At 63.3% G+C, this 21,643-nt stretch carries 21 protein-coding genes; 7 read left to right on the top strand and 14 right to left on the bottom strand.

The features are described 5' to 3' along the window. The 9 genes from AC0L2K_RS06005 to AC0L2K_RS05965 form a co-directional block, all read right to left on the bottom strand. Positions 1-201, bottom strand: a 201-nt coding sequence (locus AC0L2K_RS06005; protein ID WP_473530854.1) for a hypothetical protein, incomplete at its 3' end; no start/stop codon positions are given. After that, positions 198-473 (bottom strand): sarcosine oxidase subunit delta, encoded by a 276-nt coding sequence (locus AC0L2K_RS06000; RefSeq protein ID WP_473530853.1) that lies wholly within the window; start codon positions 471-473, stop codon positions 198-200. The genes AC0L2K_RS06005 and AC0L2K_RS06000, both read right to left, overlap by 4 nt. Before the next feature lie 16 nt (positions 474-489). Then, positions 490-1,743: a sarcosine oxidase subunit beta family protein gene (locus AC0L2K_RS05995; protein WP_128167768.1), complete on the bottom strand. Its 1,254-nt coding sequence runs from the start codon at positions 1,741-1,743 to the stop codon at positions 490-492. A 92-nt stretch (positions 1,744-1,835) separates the two neighbouring features. Further along, entirely contained in the window at positions 1,836-3,143 is a 1,308-nt protein-coding gene (gene glnT / locus AC0L2K_RS05990; protein ID WP_128167767.1) for a type III glutamate--ammonia ligase, read from the bottom strand. 37 nt (positions 3,144-3,180) lie between these two features. After that, positions 3,181-4,509: an FMN-binding glutamate synthase family protein gene (locus tag AC0L2K_RS05985; protein WP_128171957.1), complete on the bottom strand. Its 1,329-nt coding sequence runs from the start codon at positions 4,507-4,509 to the stop codon at positions 3,181-3,183. A 6-nt stretch (positions 4,510-4,515) separates the two neighbouring features. Continuing rightward, the gene (locus AC0L2K_RS05980; RefSeq protein WP_128167765.1) at positions 4,516-5,247 is read right to left on the bottom strand and encodes a GltB/FmdC/FwdC-like GXGXG domain-containing protein; all 732 of its coding nucleotides are present in this window, start codon (positions 5,245-5,247) and stop codon (positions 4,516-4,518) included. Between the two features lie 4 nt (positions 5,248-5,251). Beyond that, a complete protein-coding gene (locus tag AC0L2K_RS05975) occupies positions 5,252-6,148 on the bottom strand; it encodes a class II glutamine amidotransferase (protein ID WP_287178682.1) in 897 nt (298 codons plus the stop codon). Positions 6,149-6,280: 132 nt separating this feature from the next. Continuing rightward, positions 6,281-6,499 carry a hypothetical protein gene (locus AC0L2K_RS05970; RefSeq protein ID WP_128245540.1) on the bottom strand — a complete coding sequence of 73 codons (219 nt, stop codon included), beginning with the start codon at positions 6,497-6,499 and terminating at the stop codon, positions 6,281-6,283. A 37-nt stretch (positions 6,500-6,536) separates the two neighbouring features. Continuing rightward, on the bottom strand, positions 6,537-7,934 hold the full coding sequence (locus tag AC0L2K_RS05965) for an ammonium transporter (RefSeq protein WP_287061587.1): 1,398 nt from the start codon (positions 7,932-7,934) through the stop codon (positions 6,537-6,539). 165 nt (positions 7,935-8,099) lie between these two features. On the opposite strand from AC0L2K_RS05965, the gene AC0L2K_RS05960 reads away from it, so the two are divergent. The 6 genes from AC0L2K_RS05960 to AC0L2K_RS05935 all read left to right on the top strand — a co-directional run bounded on the left by AC0L2K_RS05960 (position 8,100) and on the right by AC0L2K_RS05935 (position 13,808). Beyond that, the gene (locus AC0L2K_RS05960; RefSeq protein ID WP_473530852.1) at positions 8,100-9,233 is read left to right on the top strand and encodes an aminomethyl transferase family protein; all 1,134 of its coding nucleotides are present in this window, start codon (positions 8,100-8,102) and stop codon (positions 9,231-9,233) included. Positions 9,234-9,247: 14 nt separating this feature from the next. Continuing rightward, positions 9,248-9,844 (top strand): dimethylamine monooxygenase subunit DmmA family protein, encoded by a 597-nt coding sequence (locus AC0L2K_RS05955; RefSeq protein WP_473530851.1) that lies wholly within the window; start codon positions 9,248-9,250, stop codon positions 9,842-9,844. Further along, complete coding sequence (locus tag AC0L2K_RS05950) at positions 9,841-10,806, top strand: PDR/VanB family oxidoreductase (RefSeq protein WP_023799475.1); 966 nt, start codon at positions 9,841-9,843, stop codon at positions 10,804-10,806. The genes AC0L2K_RS05955 and AC0L2K_RS05950 overlap by 4 nt, the downstream gene beginning before the upstream one ends. Positions 10,807-10,815: 9 nt before the next feature. Continuing rightward, positions 10,816-11,856 (top strand): heme-dependent oxidative N-demethylase family protein, encoded by a 1,041-nt coding sequence (locus tag AC0L2K_RS05945; RefSeq protein WP_128167760.1) that lies wholly within the window; start codon positions 10,816-10,818, stop codon positions 11,854-11,856. A 133-nt stretch (positions 11,857-11,989) separates the two neighbouring features. After that, a complete protein-coding gene (locus tag AC0L2K_RS05940) occupies positions 11,990-12,736 on the top strand; it encodes an SDR family oxidoreductase (RefSeq protein WP_473530850.1) in 747 nt (248 codons plus the stop codon). 37 nt (positions 12,737-12,773) lie between these two features. Continuing rightward, positions 12,774-13,808, top strand: coding sequence for an RNA polymerase subunit sigma-70 (locus AC0L2K_RS05935; RefSeq protein WP_023799472.1), 1,035 nt, complete (start codon positions 12,774-12,776; stop codon positions 13,806-13,808). Positions 13,809-14,087: 279 nt separating this feature from the next. Here the strand turns inward: AC0L2K_RS05935 and AC0L2K_RS05930 are convergent, their stop codons facing one another. Continuing rightward, positions 14,088-14,795 (bottom strand): helix-turn-helix domain-containing protein, encoded by a 708-nt coding sequence (locus AC0L2K_RS05930; protein WP_023799471.1) that lies wholly within the window; start codon positions 14,793-14,795, stop codon positions 14,088-14,090. 251 nt (positions 14,796-15,046) lie between these two features. Here AC0L2K_RS05930 and AC0L2K_RS05925 point away from each other — a divergent pair, with 251 nt between their 5' ends. Continuing rightward, complete coding sequence (locus tag AC0L2K_RS05925; RefSeq protein WP_473530849.1) at positions 15,047-16,405, top strand: NAD(P)-binding domain-containing protein; 1,359 nt, start codon at positions 15,047-15,049, stop codon at positions 16,403-16,405. A gap of 34 nt (positions 16,406-16,439) precedes the next feature. Here AC0L2K_RS05925 and AC0L2K_RS05920 read toward each other — a convergent pair whose 3' ends face one another. The 4 genes from AC0L2K_RS05920 to AC0L2K_RS05905 all read right to left on the bottom strand — a co-directional run bounded on the left by AC0L2K_RS05920 (position 16,440) and on the right by AC0L2K_RS05905 (position 21,643). Further along, entirely contained in the window at positions 16,440-17,465 is a 1,026-nt protein-coding gene (locus AC0L2K_RS05920) for a serine hydrolase domain-containing protein (protein WP_473530848.1), read from the bottom strand. 63 nt (positions 17,466-17,528) lie between these two features. Further along, positions 17,529-19,511 carry an ABC transporter permease gene (locus AC0L2K_RS05915; RefSeq protein WP_473530847.1) on the bottom strand — a complete coding sequence of 661 codons (1,983 nt, stop codon included), beginning with the start codon at positions 19,509-19,511 and terminating at the stop codon, positions 17,529-17,531. Further along, entirely contained in the window at positions 19,508-20,593 is a 1,086-nt protein-coding gene (locus tag AC0L2K_RS05910; protein ID WP_287175624.1) for a quaternary amine ABC transporter ATP-binding protein, read from the bottom strand. The genes AC0L2K_RS05915 and AC0L2K_RS05910 overlap by 4 nt, the downstream gene beginning before the upstream one ends. A 75-nt stretch (positions 20,594-20,668) precedes the next feature. Further along, positions 20,669-21,643 carry an ABC transporter substrate-binding protein gene (locus AC0L2K_RS05905; protein ID WP_128167754.1) on the bottom strand — a complete coding sequence of 325 codons (975 nt, stop codon included), beginning with the start codon at positions 21,641-21,643 and terminating at the stop codon, positions 20,669-20,671.

Raw genomic sequence — 21,643 nt, 5'->3', positions numbered from 1 at the left:
CCGCCCCCCCGCCCCCCCCCCCCGCCCCCCGCGCGCCCCCCCCCCCCCGCCCCGCCCCCCGCCCGCCCCCCGGCCCCCCCCCCCCCCCCCCCCCCCCGCGGCGCCGACCCCCACCCGGACCTGCGGTCCGACCTCCCCACAAGGGGGAGGTAGGGGCCTCGCGTTCTTCGCGGCAGCGCTGAGCTGGCTAAGAATACTCATTTTGCCACCTGCCTTGCACCCACGCCCGCCGCCAGCTCGACCGAGGAGATCTCGTGCGTCAGCGTGTTGCGGGTGATCTTCAGCCAGGCCCGGCAGCCGCCGCCATGGTACCAATGTTCGCTGGTCTCGCCGGCAATGTTGTCGCGCAGATAGACATAGTCGAACACCTCGTCTTCCGAGGCGCCGGCTGCCGGCCGCAGCGGCTTGGCGTCGCCGAGACAGGTGAACTCGCCGAGTTCGCGTTCGCCGCAGAAGGGACAGACAATACGCATGCTTTTCGGACCGTCCTCAGTGCAGGTTCGGTTGGGCGCCGACGCCCTTTTCATCGATCATCGCGCCCCGCCGGAACCGGTCGAGGCGGAAGCGCGCCGCCTCCTTGTGCAGTTCGTCGCGGGCCAGAAGATGGGCAAAGACAAGGCCGGAGCCGGGCGTCGCCTTGAAGCCGCCATAGCACCAGCCGGCATTGAGATAGAGCCCGTCCACCGGCGTCTTGTCGATGATCGGCGAGCCGTCCATCGACATGTCCATGATGCCGCCCCATTGGCGCAACAGGCGCACGCGACCGATCATCGGCATCAGCGCCATGCCGCCCTCGCAGACGTCTTCCATCACAGGCATGTTGCCGCGCTGGGCATAGGAATTGTAGCCGTCTATATCGCCGCCGAAGACCAGCCCGCCCTTGTCCGACTGGCTGACATAGAAATGGCCGGCGCCGAAGGTCATGACATTGGGGATCAGCGGCTTGATCGCCTCGGAAACGAAGGCCTGCAGCACATGGCTCTCGATCGGCAGCCGCAGGCCAGCCAACGCCGCGACGCGCGACGAACTGCCGGCGACGGCCATGCCGACCTTGCCGGCGCCGATTGCGCCGCGCGATGTCTCGACGCCGGTCACCTTGCCGTTGGCGTCGCGCCCAAAGCCGGTCACCTCGCAGTTCTGGATGATGTCGACGCCGAGCGCGCTCGCCGCATGGGCGTAGCCCCAGACCACGGCGTCGTGGCGTGCCGTGCCGCCGCGCCGCTGCAGCAGGCCGCCTTGCACGGGAAAGCGGGCATTGTCGAAGTTCAGGAACGGCATCATCTTCTTGACCGCGGCAAGGTCGAGCAGTTCGGCATCGATGCCGTTGATGCGCATCGTGTTGCCGCGCCGCGCATAGGCGTCGCGCTGCGCATCGGAATGGTAAAGGTTGATGACGCCGCGCTGGCTGACCATCGTGTTGTAGTTGAGGTCCTGCTCCATCCGCTCCCAGAGCTTCATCGACAGCTCGTAGAAGCCGGTATTGCCGGGCAGCCCGTAATTGGAGCGGATGATGGTGGTGTTGCGGCCGGCATTGCCGGAGCCGATCCAGCCCTTTTCGAGCACGGCGACATTCCTGATGCCGTATTCGCTGGCGAGGAACCATGCCGTCGCCAGGCCGTGGCCGCCGCCGCCGATGATCACCACGTCGTAGCGGTCCTTCGGGCTGGCGTCGCGCCAGGTGCGCTGCCAATTCTTGTGACCGGAAAATGCCGCACGGGCGAGGGAGAAGATCGAGTATTTCATGACTCTATTCCGAGGTCGCTCGCGCCGCGCAGGACCATTCTTGACGCATCGGAATCGTCCGAAAACCGCTTCACACTTTTCGGTCCGATGCTCTAGATATCCAGCGTGTGGTCGCGCTCCCACTGGGTGAAGTGGGAAGCATAGGAATTCCATTCCTGATGCTTCAGCTTTAGATAAGCCGACGAGAATTCCTCACCCAGCGCCGCCTTGAGCGATTTGTCGTTGTCGAACTCGCGCAATGCATCGAGCAGGTTGAGCGGCAGCTTCGGCGCGCCCTCCACCGTATGCCCGAACTGGTACATGTCGATGTCGTAGCGCTTGCCGGGATCGGCCTTCGAGCGGATGCCGTCGAGGCCGGCGGCGATGATGACCGCCTGCAGCAGATAAGGGTTTGCCGCGCCGTCGGGCAGGCGCAGCTCGAAGCGTCCGGGGCCGGGCACGCGCACCATATGGGTGCGGTTGTTGCCGGTCCAGGTCACCGAGTTCGGCGCCCAGGTGGCGCCCGAAATGGTGCGCGGCGCATTGATGCGCTTGTAGGAATTGACGGTCGGGTTGGTGATCGCGGCAAGCGCCGAGGCATGCTTCATGATGCCGCCGAGAAAATTCCTGCCCTTCGCCGACAGGCCGAGCTCCATGGCGTTGTCGGCAAAGACATTGGTCTTGCCGTCCTTGTCCCACACCGAGATATGGGCGTGGCAGCCATTGCCGGTCAGGCCCGGGAATGGTTTTGGCATGAAGGTGGCGCGCAGGCCGTGCTTTTCCGCAACGGACCTCACCATGAACTTGAAGAAGGAATGCTTGTCGGCGGTCGCCAGCGCATCGTCGAAGGCCCAGTTCATCTCGAACTGGCCGTTGGCGTCCTCATGGTCGTTCTGGTAGGCGCCCCAGCCGAGCGCCAGCATGTGGTCGCAGATCTCGGCGATGACATCATAGCGCCGCATCACCGCCTGCTGGTCGTAGCAGGGCTTTGACGCCGTGTCGTATTCGTCGGAAATCGTGTTGCCGTCCGGCGAGATCAGGAAGAATTCGGCCTCGACGCCGGTCTTGACATGCATGCCGTCGCCCGCCGCCTCGTCAATCAGCCGCTTCAGCGTGTTGCGCGGCGCCTGGGCGACCGTTTTTTCGTCCATCATGCAATTGGCGGCAATCCAGGCGACTTCCGGCTTCCACGGCAGCTGGATGACCGAATCCGGATCCGGCACGGCCAGCATGTCTGGATGCGCCGGCGTCAGGTCGAGCCAGGTGGCAAAGCCGGCAAAGCCGGCGCCGTCCTTCTGCATGTCGGCGATGGCCTGCGCCGGCACCAGCTTGGCGCGCTGTCCACCGAACAGGTCGGTGTAGGAAATCATGAAATATTTGACGCCGTTCCCTTTGGCGAAGGCGGCGAGATCGTTCCCCATTATAGTTCCTCGCTTATTGGTATTTGGTAGTTTGGTATCAGAAGCCGTTCTTCCCCGGTATCCAGTTGGTGCCGGCCAGCGGCACGCCGGCCATGGCGGCGGCTTCGATCGTCAGCGCGACGAGATCCTCGGGCTCGAGATTGTGCAGGCTGTTCTTGCCGCAGGCGCGGGCGATCGTCTGCGCCTCCAGCGTCATCACCTTGAGATAATTGGCCAGCCGTCGCCCGGCCGCTATCGGATCGAGCCGTTTCATCAGCTCGGGGTCCTGCGTGGTGATGCCGGCCGGATCGCGGCCCTCGTGCCAGTCGTCATAGGCGCCGGCGGTGGTGCCGAGCTCGTTGTACTCCGCCTCCCAGCGCGGATCGTTGTCGCCGAGCGCGACAAGTGCGGCGGTGCCGATCGACACCGCGTCGACGCCGAGCGCCAGCGCCTTGGCGACATCGGCGCCGTTGCGGATGCCGCCGGAGATGATCAGCTGCACCTTGCGATGCATGCCGAGATCCTGCAGTGCCTGCACCGCCGGCCGGATGCAGGCAAGCGTCGGCTGGCCGACATTCTCGATGAACACTTCCTGGGTTGCGGCGGTGCCGCCCTGCATGCCGTCGATCACGACGACATCGGCGCCTGATTTCACCGCAAGGGCTGTATCGTAATAGGGCCGCGCGCCGCCGACCTTGACGTAGATCGGCTTTTCCCAGTCGGTGATTTCACGCAGTTCCAGGATCTTGATTTCGAGATCGTCGGGCCCGGTCCAGTCGGGATGGCGTGAGGCTGAGCGCTGGTCGATACCCTTGGGCAGCGTGCGCATTTCGGCGACACGGTCGGAGATCTTCTGGCCAAGCAGCATGCCGCCGCCACCGGGCTTGGCACCCTGGCCGACGACGATCTCGATCGCATCCGCCCGGCGCAAGTCGCGCGGGTTCATGCCGTAGCGCGACGGCAGGTACTGGTAGACCAGCGTCTTGGAATGGCCGCGCTCTTCCTCGGTCATGCCGCCGTCGCCGGTCGTCGTCGAGGTGCCGGACAGCGTCGCGCCGCGGCCGAGCGCTTCCTTGGCCGGGCCGGACAGCGAGCCAAAACTCATGCCGGCAATGGTGATCGGGATTTTCAGCTCGATCGGCTTTTTCGCATGGCGCGAGCCCAGCACGACACTGGTGTCGCAGCGCTCGCGATAGCCTTCAAGCGGATAGCGCGAGATCGAGGCGCCGAGCACAAGCAGGTCGTCGAAATGCGGCAGCCTGCGCTTGGCGCCGGCGCCGCGGATATCATAGATGCCGGTCGCAGCGGCGCGACGGATCTCGGAAAGCGTGTAGTCGTCGAAGGTCGCGGATTTGCGCGGCGTCGTCGGCGGGTTGCGATAGGTCATTGAGCCTCAATACGCCTCGGCGTTGTCAATGTTGAAATTGTAGAGGGTGCGCGCCGAGCCGTAACGCGTGAACTCCGCCGCCTTGACGCCGGTCACCCCGGCGCGGTCGAGCAGGTCCTGCAGCAATGCCAGATGCTCGGGCCGCATCTCCTTGGCGATGCAGTCGGCGCCGAGGCTGCCGACCTTGCCGCGCACGAACAGCCGCGCCTCGTAGATGGAATCGCCGAGCGCATCGCCGGCATCGCCCAGCACCACCAGATTGCCGGACTGCGCCATGAAGGCCGACATATGGCCGATATTGCCGTGGACGACGATGTCGATGCCCTTCATCGAGATGCCGCAGCGCGACGACGCGTTGCCCTCGATGACCAGCAGCCCGCCCCTGCCGGTGGCGCCGGCATATTGGCTGGCGTCGCCTTTGACCGTTATCGAGCCCGACATCATGTTTTCGCCGACGCCGGGTCCGGCCGAGCCATGCACCGTGATGGCGCTGCCGTCGTTCATGCCGCCGCAATAATAGCCGACGCTGCCGCGGACATCGACGGTAACCGGCTGGTCGACGCCGACCGCCACCGAATGGCTGCCTTTCGGATTGAGCACTTCCCAGGCGGTCTGGTTGGAACCGGGAGGCAAATCGTGAAGCGCCTGGTTGAGCTCGCGCAGCGGAATCTCGGCCAGGTCGAACACCCCTGATGCATGGCTCTGGTCGAGTGCCTTGGAGACGTTGATTGCCGGCATGAACTCAATGCTCCCAGAAATAGACGGTTGCAGGCTCGGGTTCCCAGACCCTCGCATTGTCGATGCCGGGCAGTTTGGTCAGCGCACGATACTCCGAGCCGAAGGCGACGTATTGGTCGGTCTCGGCCATGACGGCAGGCTTGCAGGCGATCGGATCGCGCACCACGCCGAAGCCGTTCTTGGTGCCGACGACGAAGGTGAAGAAGCCGTCGAGGTCGCTCAGCGTGCCTTCCAGCGCCTCGCCGAGATTCTTGCCATGCGCCATCTGCGAGGAGAGGTAGGCGGCCGCGACTTCGGTGTCGTTCTCGGTCTCGAATTTCATGCCTTCGCGGATCAGCTCGCGGCGGACATTGTTGTGATTGGAAAGCGAGCCATTATGCACCAGGCATTGGTCGGCGCCGGTCGAGAACGGATGCGCCCCCATCGTCGTCACCGCCGATTCCGTCGCCATGCGAGTATGGCCGATGCCGTGCGTGCCGGTCATGCTGCGCACGTCGAAGCGATCGACCACCGTTTCGGGCAAGCCGACTTCCTTGTAGATTTCGACGACGTCGCCGGCGCCCATGATGCGGATGTCGGGGCGCAGCGCCTGGATCGCCTCGCGCACTTCGTCGATCTTGGCAGGCGCGGTCCTGACCACCGCATGTGTCGATTTCACTGCGATGCTTACTGGCGCTCCGATCGCTTTTGCGAGTTCGGCGTCAAGGTTGCTGAAATCCTGCTCCGGCTTTGCCGACTGCATGGTGATCTTGGCCTCGTTGCCGGATGGCGTGCCATAGATGGCGATGCCGGCACTGTCGGGACCGCGATCGCTGAGCGAGATCAGCATCTCCGAAAGCATCGAGCCGAGTTGAGGCTCGAGCGACTTGTCCTTCAAAAACAATCCGACGATTCCGCACATGTCAGGCTCCCGCGGTGAGGTATTGTTTCGGTGCTACCAGCTTCATAGGTTGAGTTCAACTCATATGAAAGTTTTTTTCATCTTGGACAAGTCGTCCGGCGCAAATGACGCGCCAGACGGCCTTATTCCGGTCTAATGGCGATCGATCGCCTTTCTGGTCTCCTCGCCGCTGCGATCCGCCGCCATATCGGCCTCGATCTCAGCGTTCTCCTGGCGCGTCTGGAGGACATGCCACCCGATCCAGAAGACGAGGCCGACGATCACCATCACCACTTCAGAACCCTGAAACGGGTAGATCGCGCCGACGTCCTTGAGGTCCACGGCCCAGCTTTCCATTCCATTGGTCGACATTGCGGTTCTCCCTGTCGGTTGACTACTTGTCGGTTGACTATTTGATCATGGCCTTCTCGGCGGTTCCCAGTTCGCGGACCGACGCCTCGAACGCATGGTTGAGGGCAAAGTCGACGCCCTCGAGTTCGACCTTTTTCGGCACGCGCAGGAGGTTCATGCTGTTGAGGATCTTGCAGACCACGAAGGTGGGGACGAAGCCGAGCACGAACATCAACACCGCACCTGCGAAATTGCCGAGCGGGTTGATGTGCGCGAAGCCCTCATAGGGCGAGGACGGCTGTCCCCACAGCATGAAGCCCGCCACCACGACGCCGAGAAAGCCGCCATAGCCGTGCACCGCAACGGCGCCGACCGCATCATCGATCTTGAAGCGGCGCTCGACGAAATAGTGCAGCTTGTAGCAGATGCTCGGGACGATCGCGCCGATCAGCATCGCCTGGATCGGGTGATAGAGGTCGTTGCCGGCAGACGCCGAGATGATGCCGCAAAGCCCCATCGAGAACGTCCAGAACGGGTCGCCTTTCGAGACGATGTAGCCGGCCAGCATACCGCCCGACAGCGACATCAGGAAGTTGAAGGTGACCGCCGAGAGCGTGGTCGGCGCGAGATAGATATTCGTCGCCGTCCAGGTCTCGCCGGTGATCTGGCCGGCAATCGTGGCCGGGCTGATCAACGGAATGTTGCACGCGGCATAAAAGCCCCAGAAACCGGTGAAGATCAGGAACAGGCCGATCGTGACCAGCCAGACATTGTGGGGCGGGATGTCGCGCGGCGTGCCGTCGGGCCTGAACTTGCCGATGCGCGGACCCAGAACGATGAGAAAAGCGAGCGCCGCTCCGCCGGCGATAGCGTGCACGACCCCCGATGCATACGCATCATGATAACCCCAGAGTTTCACCATCCAGCCTTGCGGATGCCAGCCCCAGGAGGCGTCGAGGATCCACAGGACCGAGCCAATCAGTACCGCGACGATCCAGAACGCGCCAGAGCGCGCGCGCTCTATGATCGAGCCCGAGATGATCGACGCCGTCGTGATGGAAAACAGCAGGAAGGCGCCCCAGAACACGCCGTTGAGGCGATGCCACAGCGCCGCGTCGGTGGGCGTGACCCCCGTCTCGCCCGGATTGACGCCGGAGAGATGGGTGCCCATCAGCGGATTCCATGGTTCGGCAAATGGTGCGGTGACAAGTCCGCCGGCAATGCCCGGCCCGTTGGGGAAGCCGAAATAGATCCACCAGCCGAAAAAATAGAAGGTGATCGTGACGAGCGGAATCGCCATCGCGTTCTTCATGAGCGTTTTCAGATGATTGCGCCGACGCGACACGCCGACCTCGTACATGCAGAACCCGACATGGATCAGGAACATCATGACGATGGTCACCCAGTAATAGAATTCCGTGAAAATGGTCGTTAGAGCGTTGAGATTCCCTTCCATTTCATGTCCCCTCCGTTCAGTTGCGTTCCTTGCCTCTGAGTAAAACTTTTTGCATCTTAGTATTGCGCGCTTTTGGAGTTTTGAGTCAATATGGCGCGGACCGTCGCATGGCCTCAGTGCCCTTGAGCGGCGAACGCCGGCAATCTTGTGAGGAGAAGCAAGTCCATGACCGCATCCTGGAGATTTTCGACCTTGGCGGATCGCCATCGTGCGCTCGGTTCGAAGCTCGAAGACTGGAGCGGGATGGGCACGGCCTGGACCTACGACAAGGACGCCGACGAGGAGTACATCGCCATCCGCACCAAGGCCGGGCTGATGGATGTGTCGGGCCTGAAAAAGGTCCACATCACCGGGCCGCATGCCTCGCACCTGATCGACCTCGCCACGACGCGCGACGTCGAGAAAATATATCCCGGCAAGTCGGCTTATGCCTGCATGCTCAACGAGGCCGGCAAATTCACCGACGACTGCATCCTCTACCGCACCGGCCCGAATGCCTGGATGGTCGTGCATGGTTCGGGCACCGGCCATGAGGAGTTGCAGCGCGCCGCCATGGGCCGCGATGTCTCGCTGCGCTTTGACGACAATCTGCACGACCTTTCGCTGCAGGGACCGATATCAGTCGACTATCTGGCAAAGCATGTGCCTGGCATACGCAACCTCGCCTATTTCCATCACATGCAGACCCGGCTGTTCGGTCTTCCGGTGATGATCTCACGCACCGGCTACACCGGCGAACGCGGCTACGAGATCTTCTGCCGTGGCCAGGATGCCGGCACGATCTGGGACACCATCCTCGACGAGGGCAAGAGCGCCGGCATCATCCCGTGCCGGTTCACCACGCTCGATATGCTGCGCGTCGAGAGCTACCTCCTGTTCTACCCCTACGACAATTCGCAGAAATATCCGTTCGAGAACGAAGGCCCCGGCGACACGCTGTGGGAACTCGGCCTCGATTTTACCGTCAGCCCCGGCAAGACAGGGTTTCGCGGGGCCGAGGAGCACTACCGCCTCAAGGGCAAAGAACGCTTCAAGATCTTCGGCGTGCTGCTCGAAGGCAAGGAGCCGGCCGACGAGGGCGCACCGGTCTATCGCGACGGCAAAAGGGTCGGCGTGGTGACCTGCGCCATGTATTCGCCGCTGGTCCAGAAATCGATGGGCATTGCCCGGCTCGATGTCGATTGTGCCGTCCAGGGCACCAGGCTCGAGATCCGCAACCAGAGTGGCGCCATCAGCGCAACGGCCGAGCCGCTTCCATTCGACGATCCGAAGAAGACCAAGCGCACGGCGAAAGGCTGAGGCATACTGAGAGGATGGCAGCGAAAAGCATCATCAGCCGGCCGGTCTACGGAACCCTGTCTCCGCAGCCCGGCAAGCACCATCTTTTCGTGGCCGATGCAGAAGGCGCGCTGGCGATAACAGACCTGGCCGCCAAGGCGCCCGACGGTGTTTTTGCCGATGCCCATATTATTTTCATCCCCGATAATGAGGGCCAGCATGTCGCCGCGCTCGAAGCGCTGAAGCCGGCCCAGCTCTATCAGGGATCGTCCTTCGCCAGCGCCCTGCCGCGGCTGAAGCAGACGCTGGCCAACGCGCATATGGGCCTGCGCCTCTATCTCGCCGGCACCGAGGGGCTGATCGGCCAGGCCATGCAGGCGGCGCTCGAAGCCGGCATCGACCACACCTCGATCCAGACCGAACATCGCGGCTCGCTGGCGCGCCGCGTCCAATGCGTTCATTGCAAGGGCATCACCGAAAACGTGACGACGCAGCCGGCGACCTGCTCGCATTGTGGCCTGCTTCTTCTGGTACGCGATCACTATTCCAGGCGCCTCGCCGCATTCCAGGGCGTCTGCATCAACGCGGAAGACCGCAGCGAAATTCCTCCGGCGGAGGAGATCTTTCGATGAGCACCGGCACCACCAAGCTTGACGTCGTCGTGAGCGATGTCGTCCCGGTCAACGAACTGGTAACGCGCTTCCATTTCCGCCGGCGCGACGGGCAGCTTTTGCCGACATTCTCCGGCGGCGCCCATGTTGTGGTGGAGATGCGCGACGGCGAGCGGACCAGGCTCAATCCCTATTCGCTGATGGGCTCGCCGCTCGACACGCGCGAGTACACCATCTCGGTGCGCCGCGACGATGCCGGCCGCGGCGGCTCGCTGTTCATGCACAGCACTGTCAGGCCCGGCCATGAGATGGTGATCAGCTATCCGGTCAATCTGTTCTCGCTCGACCTGCGCGCCAGGAAGCATTTGATGCTGGCCGGCGGCATCGGCATCACGCCGTTCATGGCGCAGACCGCGCAGCTGGCGGCGGATGGCGGCAATTTCGAGCTGCATTACACCTGCCGCACGGCTTCGCTCGGCACCTATGCCGATGTGCTCAAGGAGCGCTACGATCGCCGGGTCAGGCTCTATCACGACGATCGCGACGAGCGTATCGAGCTCGACCGGCTGCTGTCGTCGCAGCCGCTCGGCACGCATCTCTACGTCTGCGGCCCGTCGGGCATGATCGGCTGGGTGCGCGATCGCGCCGCTGCGCTGGGCTGGCCGGCGGAAACCGTGCATTTCGAGCATTTTGCCGCTCCGCAGCCCGGTGCCCCGTTCGAGGTGACGCTGGCGGTCAGCGGCAAGACGATCCGCGTCGACGAGCAGCAGAGCCTGCTCGAGGCGATCGAGGCGGCAGGCGTCGATCCGCCCTATCTCTGCCGCGGCGGCGTCTGCGGCCAGTGCGAGACCAATGTCATCGCGCATGACGGCAACTTCATCCACAACGACCACTGGCTGAGCGAGGAAGAGCACCGTTGCGGCAAGAAGATCATGCCCTGCGTCTCGCGCTTCGAGGGCAGGTCGCTGGTTCTGGAAAGATAGGAGGCGAGCCTGGGCATCACCTTTCGTAACGAAACGTTCCGTAACGACTTCACCTTCAGGAACAGCCCGGAGCACATCAGGCGGTTCCCGTTCCCGTTCCACGAGGACAGCTACATGTATGCGGTCAACATCGAGCCGCACGTCGTCGGACCGAAGGGCAGCGCGTTCGAAAACCTGATCGACGTCGACGAGCACTATGTCGCCGAGATGCAGGACCGCGCGCTGGTGCTGGCGGAAGACCCGCTGCGCTGCCAGTCACTGCCGCACATGACGCTGGCCGGCTGGGACCTGCTCGAACTTCTGATGGAACAGCAGGCGCTGGGCTATCCCGAGCATTTCACGCTGACGCGCGACGGCGACAGATGGCGCTGGATCAATCGGCCGCTCGGCATCGACGACAGCTTCACCTTCGGCGACGTGTCGACACTGCCCTATGGGCCGATGGAATACATCACGCGGCAATCGCAAGGCGATTTCTGCATCCTCGACCAGCGTGACGGCAATCTGTGGATGGATGCCGGCATGGTCACCACCCAGGCCGATTGGTCGCTCGATTTCGACATCGGCATGAACTTCTTCGAGTGGCACGCGCCGGTGCCGCTGGCGCATGAGAAGGGCATATTCGTCCGGGCGCTGAAATTCCTCACCAATATCCAGCAAGGCAAGCCGGCGCGGCGGCTGAACTGGACGATGACGATCAATCCGCGCCTCGACACCAGCCCGGAAAATTACCACAAATGGGGTCCGGACCGGGCGACGGTGACGCCCGAAAACGTCGGCGACAAGGTCCATCTGCGTGTCGAATTGCAGAGCTTCTGGCGGCTGCCGCGCTCGAACGGCATCGTCTTCCCGATCCGCTGTTATCTCATCAAAATGGACGAGCTGGTGACCCAGCCGAAATGGGCGCGGCGCCTGCACCGCGTCATCCGCGACCTTCCCGAAGAGCTCGCCAATTACAAAGGCCTGACACGCTACCGCGCGACGCTGGTCGAATGGCTGTCGAAGCTGGACGACGGCAGCCCGACATCGCCCGGCTTCGGGCCGGATTAAGGAGGCTTGCACCGGCGCTTCCGATCACCTGAGAAGGTTTTTGACCCCGCACCGATGATTTCAGACCGCCTGCGCTGTCCTTATCAATGGGCGTGCCTGGATGGTCCAGCTGCCCGGATAGCAAGGTGGGTCCATGAGATTGTTACAAGGTCAGAATGTCGTCGTCGTTGGAGGAAGCCGTGGTGTCGGCCGCTCGATCGTAGAAGCCGCCCTCAGCGAGGGAGCGACGGTCCTCGCAGTCGCCCGCAGCGAACAGACCCTGGCGGAATTTGCCCGGGAGACTTCGGGCGTGAAGACGTTCGCGGTCGATGCAACTGTGGACATCGCTCCCGATCAGGTCTTCGCCGCGCTGGAACCGGACGTCCTGGTGATATGCGCAGGTGCTCTTGCCCCCTCCGCGCCCCTACATGAACAGAACTGGGAGGCGTTCTCCGCAAACTGGGAAACGGACGTCAAGGCGTCGTTTCTGTTTTGCAAGGCCGCGCTTCGGCGTCCGCTCAAACCGGGCGCCCGGATTGTTCTGATCTCCAGCGGCGCGGCTCTGACCGGGGGGCCACCGAATTCCGGCGGCTATGCCGGCGCAAAACGCATGCAGATGTTCCTGGCCGGTCATAGCCAGAAGGAATCGGATCGGCGCGGCCTCGACCTGCGCTTCATGGCGCTTGCGCCTATGCGCATCATGCCAGGGACCGGCGTGGGCGACGCCGGCATCGAGAGCATTTCGGCCTATAGGGGCGTCCGGCCCATGGAGTTCATCGCGGGCATCCTCGACATGCAGACGCCGGCCGACGTCGGACGGGCGGTGGTGGCACTCGCCACCCAACAATCGCAAGGATGTTCCTTCGCAGTGAGCGCGAGCGGACTTGCGCCGGCCGCCTGAGACGCGCGTAATGCAAACTCAAAATTGCCGGATCCGCATGACAGACTCGCAGGCACCTCTCAAGCCGGTACGTGAGCCGGGCCAGCCGATCCTCGATCGGCTGGCCTTCGAACAGTTCACGGCTGCCCATCGCCGGGAGCTCAAGCTCCATTGCTATCGCATGATGGGCTCGCTGCACGAGGCGGACGACCTTGTCCAGGACACGCTTCTGCGCGCCTGGCGCGCAAGATCGGAGTTCGATGGGCGGGGTTCGGTTCGCGGTTGGCTCTACACGATCGCGACCAACTCTTGCCTCAACGCGCTCAAGGCCAGGTCGAGGGCGAATCGCATTCTCCAGCAGCCCGAACGGCCGGCTTCCCACGGGATGGCCACAGGCGGCCCTGCAGCCGAGGTCACCTGGTTGGAGCCTTACCCGGACGCAGAGCTACCGGGCCGCGCTGATGGTGAGCCGGGTCCGGAAGCGCGCTACGAGACCCGCGAAGCCGTCCAACTCGCTTTCGTCGCCGCGATCCAGGATCTGCCGCCCAGGCAGCGCGCCGCTCTACTGCTTTCCGACGTGCTGGGCTGGTCGGCTGTCGAAACGGCGGGATTGCTGGGCGGGTCGACGGTTTCGATCAACAGCGCATTGCAGCGGGCCCGCATAACCCTTGCGGCGCGATATCCCCAAGGACGTCCCATCCATCGATCGAAGCCCAACCCCGACGAAGGCCTGCTGCTCGAACGTTACATGCGAGCCTGGGAGGCCGCCAATCTCGACAGCCTGATCGAACTCCTGCGGGAGGACGCCACCTATCGCATGCCGCCCTGGCAGGAATGGTATCGTGGACGCGCGGCGATCCGCAGTTTCCTCGAGACCATCTGGGGCAATTTTTCGGGCTTCCGCACCGTAGCCATTGGAGCCAATGCCCAGCCGGCAGTCGGGGTCTATTCCCGCAGCCAGAATGACCCTGCGTGGCGAGCCCATTCGCTGCATGTGATCGAGCCCGCCGAGGGCGGTATCGCCGCCCTGACGATCTATGTGCCGCCGCTCGGCCCCAGCTTGTTTGCGGCCTTCGGCCTGCCGTCATCCTAAAGCGCATCGCATTTGACCGGCCCCATGCGACGCGCTTTAGGTTGTTGTTTCATGCATGTCGATATCGCAAAACCGCTGCACACTTTTGCGCGACATGCATTAGAGCAATTCCAGGAAAAGCGTGAAACGGCTTTCCCGGGAAAGCGCATAGCGCTTTCCCTAGGGAATTGCGCATAAACAAAGAGATAGAGCGGTTCTAGCCTGGACCTGTAACATTCCATCCGGCCGCTTCGCGGCCACGGCGCTCAATGAGGGGACTTCGCTTGCGTCCGAAGCCGCTCAAACCGCGCTACTCTGCGGATAGCAGATGATCGAGAGATAGCGCATCGGCAGTTGCGTCAGCTGTTCCGGGCCGTGCGGCGCGTCGGCGTCGAAGAACAGGCTGTCGCCGGGTTTCATCGGATAGAGATTGCTGCCGTGCCGGTAAACCACCTCGCCTTCGAGCATGTAGAGGAACTCCATGCCCTCGTGCTGGAAGGTCGGAAACACGTCGGAATCCTCGGTCAGCGTGATCAGATAGGGCTCGACGACGACCCCGCTGGTGTTCGACCCGATATGGCCGAGCAGGTTGTACTGATGGCCGGCGCGCGTACCCCGCCGCTCGACATCGAGGCCTTGGCCGGCCTTGACGAAGACAGCGCTGCGCTCTTCCTCGAAGCGGCGGAAGAAGGCGGTGACCGGAACGCCGAGCGCCCGCGACAGCGCCTGCAAGGTGGTCAGCGACGGCGAGGTGATGCCGTTTTCGATCTTCGACAGCATGCCAAGCGAAATGTCGGTGGCAGCGGCAAGATCGGCAACAGTGATGCCGAGTTTCTTGCGAAACGCCCGCACCTCGCGGCCGATTGCGACCTCCAGGACTTTTTCGCGGGTGTCGCGGACGGCGTGCGGGTCCTGGGTCAGTGGCGTCCGGATCGTTGCCACGCCCTTCGGCTGTGGCTTGGCCTTGGCGGCGGCGCCATTCCTCAAACTGGAAGCTTTCTTCGCCATGTCGCCAGCCGGTCCTGCAGATTAATTTCACTCAGGGTGAACATATTCGCTGCTGACACAGAGCGCAACTGCGACGGCAAGCCACTTTATGTCGAACGCGTGCTCTCCGGGTTTCCGCCATGCGGTTCTGCTGAAAATCCGATTGGTGAAACGTGGTTTCAGCAGAAGGCCTGTTGACAGCATCGAAGGGGCAATTACTGTCCTGTCAGTGAAATTTGTTTCGTTAGAGAAATGAGACCGGGAGGCCCGCAATGAAAAGTCGTGTTGCCGTCATCGGAGCCGGGCCGTCCGGCATGGCCCAGCTTCGAGCCTTCAAGTCGGCTGCCGACAAGGGTGCGGACATTCCGGAAATCGTCTGCTTCGAAAAGCAGTCCGACTGGGGCGGCCTGTGGAATTACACCTGGCGCACCGGCCTCGACGAGCATGGCGACCCGGTGCATGGCTCGATGTACCGCTATCTCTGGTCGAACGGGCCGAAGGAATGCCTCGAATTCGCCGACTATACGTTCGAGGAGCATTTCGGACGGCCGATCGGCTCCTATCCGCCGCGCGCCGTGCTGTGGGACTACATCAAGGGCCGCGTCGAAAAATCCGGTGTGCGCCAATGGGTGCGCTTCAACAGTCCGGTGCGCATGGTGACCTTCTCCGACACGACGAAAAAGTTCACCGTCACCGCGCATGACCGCACCAACGACGTCACCTATTCGGAGGAGTTCGACAACGTCGTCGTCGCCTCGGGGCACTTCTCCGTGCCCAACGTTCCCTACTTCGAAGGTTTTTCGACCTTCAACGGCCGCATCCTGCACAGCCATGATTTCCGCGACGCCATGGAATTCAGGGATAAGGACATCCTGATCATCGGCCGCTCCTATTCGGCCGAGGACATCGGCTCGCAATGCTACAAATACGGCGCCAAATCGATCACCTCCAGCTACCGCTCGAAGCCGATGGGCTTCAAATGGCCCGACAACTGGAAGGAAGTGCCGCTGCTGCAGAAGGTCGTCGGCAAGACCGCGCATTTCAAGGACGGCAGCACCAGCGATGTCGACGCCATCATCCTGTGCACCGGCTACCTCCACTCCTTCCCGTTCCTGACCGAGGATCTGAAGCTCAAGACCGCCAACCGCATGTGGCCGGACGGGCTATACGAGGGCGTCGTCTGGGAGAAGAACCCGCAGCTGTCCTATATCGGCATGCAGGACCAGTTCTACACGTTCAACATGTTCGACGCGCAGGCCTGGTTCGCGCGCGACGTCATCATGGGCCGCATAAAGTTGCCTTCGGCCGAGGCAATGGCGGAACACGGCAGGAAATGGCGGGCGCGTGAGGAAACGCTGGAGGACGCCGAGCAGATGATCTGGTTCCAGGGCGACTACACCAGGGAGTTGATGGAGCAGACCGACTATCCAGGCTTCGACGTCGAGGCGGTCAATCAGACCTTCATGGAGTGGGAACACCACAAGGTGGAGAACATCATGACATTCCGCGACAATGCCTATCGCTCGCTGATGACCGGCACGATGGCGCCGCTGCACCACACGGCCTGGCTGCAGGCGATGGACGATTCGATGGAATCCTATCTCGAGGTGAAAGGGGTGGCGGCGGAGTAGCGGCTTCCTCGCCACACAGCTTGCGCGACATGCATTACTCGCTGCGAGCCTCGCGCACCTCTTTCGTCGCTTCAATGACCCGGCCGAGCAGGGCATGGAGATCGTCGCGGTGGCCGCTGCGGCCGGCGGGGCCGTTTTCGTCCGAAGTCATGACCACGGTCAACGCGCGCCCGGGCACGACATAGACCATCTGCCCGCCATAGCCCCAGCCGTAGAAGACCGTTTCGCCCGCGATCTGACGGATGAACCAACCATAGCCATAACCGTCACTGGTGAAACGCGAGGCGGTGCGTGGCTGCCAGGAGAGCTTGATCCAATCGGCCGGCACGAGCTGCCGTCCGCTGCGGCTCTTCCCGCCGCTGCGGTAGAGCTCGCCAAAGGCGAGCAGCGAGCGCGGGCTCATCGCCATCTGGTTGCCGCCGAGATAGATGCCCTGTGGGTCGCGGTCCCAGGCGGCGATGGAAAAGCCCTGCTGCGGCCCCAGCCATTCGCGCGCTAGCTCCAGCGTGGAGCGGCCGGTCCACCGCGTCAGGATCGCCGAAAGCAGATGCGTCGAGCCGGTGGAATAGAGCATGGTGCCGCCCGGTTCATCGTCGAAGGGCATGGCGAGCGCTGCCCGCACCCAGTTGTCGCTTGCCACCCAGCGCCCGTAGTTTGGGCCTGAGGTCCGACCTAGCCCGGCCTGCATGGAAAGCAGATGACCGATCGTAACCTGCTGGAGACGCGGATCCGCGTCGGCTGGCAGGTTGGCCTGAAGAAGCGGAGCGATCTTCTGGTCAGTGCCTTGCAGCACGCCCTTGTCGATGGCGATGCCGACGAGCGCCGAGATGATCGACTTGGAGGCCGATTTTATGTTGGCAGGACGCGCCGGAGAGTGGCCGCGATAGCCGCGCTCCGCCACCACTGCGCCCTCATGCGCGATGGCAACCGTGCGCAGCGGCGTCAGGCGTTCGGCCTCGTCAAGGAGCTTTCCAAGCCGCTGCTCCAGGCCATCGGCAGCGTGGGCAGCGACGGATAGAATGAGGAGGAAGGCGAGAATCACGGTGGGGCGCTTCAGCATGAAGCCAGCTTGGGATGCATTTTGGGCAAGACGAAGGTGGGACGCGCGATCCACTATTTCCGGCTATCCCAGCCTTGCCCGCGCCTTGGCCGTCCAGGCGTTGAACAGCCGGTCGGCGACGATGCCGATGAAGGCGATGGCCAGTCCGGCGACGATGCCGCGGCCGGAATCGGCCTTGGACAGCGCGATGAACACCTCCTGGCCGAGATCGCGGGTGCCGACCATGGCGCAGATGATGATCATCGCCAGCGCCATCAGGATCGTCTGGTTGACGCCGAGCATGATCTCGGGCAGCGCCAGCGGCAGCTGGACGCGCAGGAACGTCTGGCGCTTGGTGCAGCCCGACACCTTTGCCGCCTCGATCAGCGCCGGCGGCACCTGCCTGAGGCCGTGATTGGTGTAGCGGATGGCCGGCACCACGGCGAAGGCGACGGTCGCGATCATCGCCGTCACGTCGCCGACTCTGAATAGCATCACCACCGGAATGATGAAGCAGAACGACGGCAGCACCTGCAGCGTGTCGATGATCGGGGTGACGATCTTCTCGACACGGTCGCTGCGCGATGCCATCAGCCCGATCGGAATGCCGATCAGGCAGGCGATGAAGGCCGAGATGCCGCACAGGTAGACCGTCGCCATGGTCTTTTCCCAGAGGCCGGTCACCGCGCAGAAGACGGTCAGCGCCGCGACCAGGGCGGCGAGGCGCAGGCCGCCGAGCTGGTAGCCGGCAAGGCCGAGCAGGAATACCGCGCCCAGCCACGGGAAGCCCTCGCAGAAGGCGCGAACCGGGTTCAGCACATTGAGGATCAGCGCCACGCGGAACGCTTCTATCGTGTCGAAGAAGTTGATCGTGATCCAGCTCACCGCTGTCTTCCACATCGGCGCGGTGGTGAAGGTGATCGCCTTCGGCACCGCGGCGAAGGCCGGCACGAACAGGCCAAGCAGCGTCGTGGCTGCAAGGATGGCGACGGCCATCGTCAGATTGGGGTAGCGCCGCCAGAAGCTCGGGCTGACCTCCTGATAGACATGGCCCTTCGCATGATTGCGCGCGAGCGCCTGGCTCAGCCGGTCGAGCGCGATGGCCAGCGCCACGATGGCAAGGCCGGCTTCCATCGCCTCGCCGACCTTCAGCGCCCTGAGCGCTAACAGCACGTCGTAGCCGAGGCCGCCGGCGCCGATCATCGAAGCGATGATCACCATGTTGAGCGCCAGCATGATGACCTGGTTGACACCGACCATCAATGTCGGACGCGCCGAAGGCAGCAGCACGCGCCACAGTTTCTGGCGCGCCGTGCAGCCGGCCATCTCGCTGAAATCGTCGATTTCGGACGGCACCCGCGACAGCCCCAGCATCGTCGCGCGCACCATCGGCGGCGTCGCGAAAATGGCCGTCGCGATCATCGCCGAAACCGGACTGTTGCCGAACAAAAGAAGCATCGGGATCAGATAGGCGAAGGTCGGGATGGTCTGCATCAGGTCGAGGGCAGGGGAGATCAGCAGCCTCTCCGCCCATGGCTTGCGCCACGCCCAGATGCCGACGAACAATCCGGTGACGATGCAGAACGGCACGGCGATGGAGATCAGCCCGAGCGTCAGCATGGCGCTGGTCCACTGGCCGAACAGCGCGATGTAGAGGAAACAGCCGCCGACCAGCGCGCCGAGCTTCCAGCCTCCGGCGGCACGTCCGGCCAGGAATGCGGCGATGCAGACGCCAACCCAGGACAGGCGCGGCAGGACGAGCATGTCGGCGCCATGGCCGATCTTGAAATTCTTGGCGAGCAGACCGAGCGCAAAATCGAGCGGCACGCCGAGCGCCGCGGTGATCGAGCGCGTCAACCAGGAGAAGTTCGACTTTATCAGGCTCATCAGCGCGCCGACCCAGTCGGCGACCGGAACGATTGCGCTCGCCGGATAATTGACCGCCCAGGGCAGCCTGTCCTGCAGCAGGAACACGGCAAGCACGGCGGCAAGCGCGCCGGCCCAGGCCACCAGCCAGAGCTGAACCGGCCGCGATCTCGCCTCGCTGGCGCTTGCCGTCACCGTCATGCGTTGGCCCCGGAACGCTCGATGCCGGCCAGAAGATCGATCACCGCTTGCGGCGTGACTTCGCCGATCGGCTTGCCGGTGCCGTTGACGACAGCAAACGGCTTGCCGGCCGATACGATATCGGCCGAAAAACTCGATATCTTCGCATCCGGCGCGACCACGCCGCCATGCTCGGCGCCGTCGCAGGCGCGCATCAGGCTTCGCGCCGAGATCACCTTGGCGCGGTCGACGTCGCGGGTGAACTCGGCGACATAGTCGGTCGCCGGGTTGACCACCAGCTGTTCCGGGGTGCCGATCTGGATGACCTCGCCGTCCTTCATGATGGCGATGCGGTCGGCCAGCCGGATGGCCTCGTCGAAATCATGGGTGATGAAGACGATGGTCTTGTGCAGCATGGTCTGCAGCCGCATCAGCTCGTCCTGCATCTCGCGGCGGATCAGCGGATCGAGCGCCGAAAACGGCTCGTCGAGAAACCAGATTTCCGGCTTGGTGGCGAGGCTGCGGGCGATGCCGACACGCTGCTGCTGGCCGCCGGAAAGCTCACGCGGATAGAAATGCTCGCGGCCGCGCAGACCGACAAGCTCGATCACTTCGCGCGCGCGCTTCTCGCGCGTCGGCCGGTCCTGCCCTTGGATGCCCAGTGGAAAGGCGATGTTCTCCAGCACATTCAGATGCGGCAGCAGGGCGAAATTCTGGAACACCATGCCCATGCGGTGGCGCCGCAGCTCGATCAGCGCGGCATCGGAGATTTTGAGGAGATCCTTGCCCTCGAACTCGACCTTGCCATGCGTCGGCTCGACCAGCCGCGACATGCAGCGCACTAGCGTCGACTTGCCCGACCCCGAAAGCCCCATGATGATGAAGATCTCGCCCTGGCGGATTTCGAGGTCGACGGCGCGCACCGCGCCGACCAGCCCGGCCGCGGCGACCTCCGCCATGCTGGCCTTGCCGTCGCGCTGGCGGATGAAATTGGCCGCGTTCGCGCCGAACAGCTTCCAGACGTTGCGGCAGGCAAGTTTTATCGGGCGGGCATCCTTCGGCGTGCCTGCCGTTTGCGGCACCTGTTCAGTCGTATCGGCCATGCAGTCGTCCTTCTGGAATATGGGATAGAGACCCGGCCATGAATGACCGGGTCTCGCAGTTTCCAGTTGGAACGATCACTCGGCCCAGGCTTTCCAGTCGGCTTCGTGGGCGGCGATCCAGGCGGCGGCGACGTCTTCTGGCGTCTTGCCTTCAAGATCGATCTGGCCGCTCATCTTGTTGAGCTCGTCGGTGTCGATCGTGTAGTTCTTCGCGACCTTGTAGGCGACCGGCCATTTGTCCTTCATGCCGGCCCAGGAATATTTCCAGATCTCGCCATGCGGCTTGCCGCAGTCATACTTTGCCTCGGGGTTCACGCCCCATTTCGGGTCGGTGTAGCACTCCGGCGTATAGTCGGGGAATTCGACCCACTCGCCCTTGTATTTGGCCGGCGCCCAATGTGGCGAATAGACCCACAGCATGATCGGCGCCTTGCGCTGATAGGCCGAATCCAGCTCGGCGAACATCGCCGCGTCGGTGCCGGCATGGATGACGGTGAAGGGCAGCTTCAGCGCCGCGGCACGCTCGTCGTCAAAACCTTCCCATGTCACCGGGCCGCCGAGATAGCGGCCGTTCGGCGCCGTTTCGGCGGTCGAGAAGGCCTCGGCGCATTTCGGGTCCTTCAGCGCCTCCCAGTTCGGCAGACCCGGGCATTTTTCTTTCATGTATTCGGGATACCACCATTCTTCCTTGGCCTTGGGCCCGAGCGGGCCGAGGCGTTCGGTCTGCCCGGTCGCATCCGAGGCCTTCATGGCTTCGCCGGCCGTCGTGTCCCAGAATTCCATGGCGACAGCGAGATCGCCATTGGTAAGGCCGGTGGTCAGGCTGGAGAGATAATCGGCGGTCGGGTACTCGACCGTGTATCCCAGCTTTTCAAGAATGCCGCCGAGGATCTTTGCGTTCAGATTGACGCTGGTCCAGTCGAACAGCGCGATCTTGATAGGGTCGTTCGATTCTGGCGCCGCCGCTTGGGCCGAAGGCGTCAGTGCACTTGCCGCGGCAAGTGTTAAGGCTCCCATTGATAATCTCGAAATCAAACTCCGAAGTGACAT

Source organism: Mesorhizobium sp. WSM4817, from assembly GCF_055811135.1.
This window is presented reverse-complemented; position numbering and strand designations above follow the sequence as displayed.